This window comes from Saccharothrix carnea (assembly GCF_003014735.1).
In the GTDB taxonomy this organism is placed as follows: domain Bacteria; phylum Actinomycetota; class Actinomycetes; order Mycobacteriales; family Pseudonocardiaceae; genus Actinosynnema; species Actinosynnema carneum.
In genome coordinates this window covers 1-2,238 of record NZ_PYAX01000038.1, presented here as the reverse complement: position 1 = coordinate 2,238, position 2,238 = coordinate 1, and the positions used below count along the sequence as shown (strand labels likewise).

Genomic DNA, 2,238 nt, shown 5'->3' with positions numbered 1-2,238 from the left:
ACCCTCGCCCCGCCCTGTCCGCCGGTGGTCCCGCCGTTCTGGGACGCGAAGCCGGTCGCGACGCCCGCGGGCGGGTTCGACGTCGTGGTGGTGGTCGTCGTCGTCGACGTCGTCGTGCTGGTGGATGTCGACGTGGACGTGGAAGTGGAGGTCGACGTCGAGGTCGGCACACCGCTCACCGGGGTCAACGTCCACTGCTTGGTGGCCACGCTGTCGCAGGAGTTGATCTGCACCCCGGCGCCGACGGCGGTGGAGCTGTCCTTGATGTTCATGCACTTGGTGCTGTTGGTGTCGACCAGGCGGTAGTTGCTGCCGCTCGCGGTCGCCGTCCAGGTCTGGCCGGGGCCGCCGGTGCACGCGACCTGCTGGACCGCCTTGCCCGCCGACGTGGACGCGTCCTGCACGCCGACGCACAGGCCCGTGGCGACCGAGCTGATCCGGTACCCGCCGCTGACCGCCGTGAGCTTCCACTGCTGGCTGCTGTCGCTGCCGCACGACGCCTGCTGGAGCTGGACGCCCGCGGTCGTGGTCGCGTTGGGGACGTTGAGGCAGTGTCCGGTGCCCACGTTCTTCACCGTGTACGTGCCCGCGCCGATCGCCGCCGAGGCGGTCGTGATCGGCCAGGCGACGAGCGTGGCGGCCAACGCCGTGGCGCCCGCCGCCGCTGCCAGGCCCGCGCGCCATCGCGCGCCGCGCGGCCGTGCGGCGCGTGGGGGGGAAGGTTGAACATGCATCGACTACTCCGCTTCTGACTCACCCGGACGCCGGAACCGGCGGTGGCGACTATTCACGCCGGATGGAACCCGCCGGCGAGAAATCCGCCGACACGCGATGGCCCACACCGCGCATCCGAGGTGCTTTCTCACGTCGTTGTGGGAAACCGCTTTCCCGCCGGATGTTAGATGGCCCGGAAGTGGCCGGTCAATAACGGTTTCGGCGGCTGACGCCGGGTAGGTGTCGAATACGATCGAACGCCCAGGTGGAAGGCGGTCCAGTCGATCATCCGCCGGCTGTGGGATCAATGCGGGCAGTCATACTCGTGAACAGAATCGGCGGATACCGGTCACACTTGTGAACAATCGAGGAACCAGTGGTCGCATTCCGCCCGGCGGTGGCCGCCGAGAACCGGTCCGGACCACGCCCGCGGAACCGGAAGTGCGTCCGCAACACGTCGGCACGCAATCCGCCACCAGCCGCGCGTCGGGGTCGGTCGCCGTCACCGCGGCGGTCGCCGTGCTTGGCAGACTTCGTGTCGGCCCAGTCCGACCGCAGGCGAGGATTGGTCCGGCGCAGCACGGCGACCTCGTGCTGCAGCACCGGTAGTTCGACGTCCGTGGCGGCGGAGGAGCGTCCGAGGAGTGCCAGTCAACCGCATCGCACTGGGTGGTCGACCTGCCTGCCAGCGCACCGGTGGAACCGCCGAGGCCGGTGCGGGTGTCGAACCTGCGCAGCGGTGACACAGGCAGCAGGTAGCTCTTGCCACCCGGGGCGAAGTAGCCGATGACGCCGACATCCGTGGTCGCGTTCGGGTAGAGGTTGACGCGGCTGTTAGCGCCGATGGGGAGGATCGCGGAGTTCGTGTGGTGCAGTCGGGAAGGCATCAGGTGCCCCCGTCGCGCAGGGGTTGGTCGCCGTGATGTTGAGCAGTGCTGCGGCGGCGCAGTTGGGCACACCGCCGGTATAGCGACCGGCTGGCTGAACGTCGCCCCGGCAGCGATCTGCCGGGGCGACGGCATTCCCCATGAGGTCAGCGGGCGACATCAGATGGCACGCTGCGTCGGAGACGGCTTGTCCTCAGGCACCGGATCCTGCGGCCTCGTTGCCGCCGTTCTGGATGACCTACGACCCCGAAGTGGTCCGCGCAGCGCTCAAGCGCCTGGATGCGGCGCGGATCCCCTGACCCGCTCGACCAGCTCGTCCCGGTACTCGGTGGCCGCCTGGAACTCGGGCTCGTCGCCAACCGCTTTCTTCAGCGCACCTTCGAGGATCTTCAACCCCTGGCGGTCGTCACCGTGCGAGTCGGCCATGCGCGCGGCGTTCTCCATGGCCTTGGCCAGTCGGGTCGTGGCCTCGGGTTCCGCCTGCTCCCTGGTGATCCGGATCCAGTTGCCGCCCGGGTCGATGACCACGAATCCGGTGTAGTGGTCGTTGCGCAGCCGGGGTCGGGTCATCCGCGGGATGCCGGAGATGAGCAGCTTCCCGTGCGTCTTGCGCATGGCCGCCGCGAACTCCTCGAAC

Annotated in this window: 2 protein-coding genes; both read right to left on the bottom strand. The window is 69.1% G+C overall.

The window, feature by feature from the left end; all coding sequences use genetic code 11:
* Positions 1 to 734 (bottom strand): RICIN domain-containing protein (locus tag B0I31_RS39845; protein ID WP_181320788.1); only part of this gene is annotated, 734 nt, incomplete at its 3' end.
* 1,134 nt (positions 735 to 1,868) lie between these two features.
* Positions 1,869 to 2,238: VOC family protein (locus tag B0I31_RS39835; protein ID WP_483880264.1), on the bottom strand; the 370-nt coding region annotated here is incomplete at its 5' end.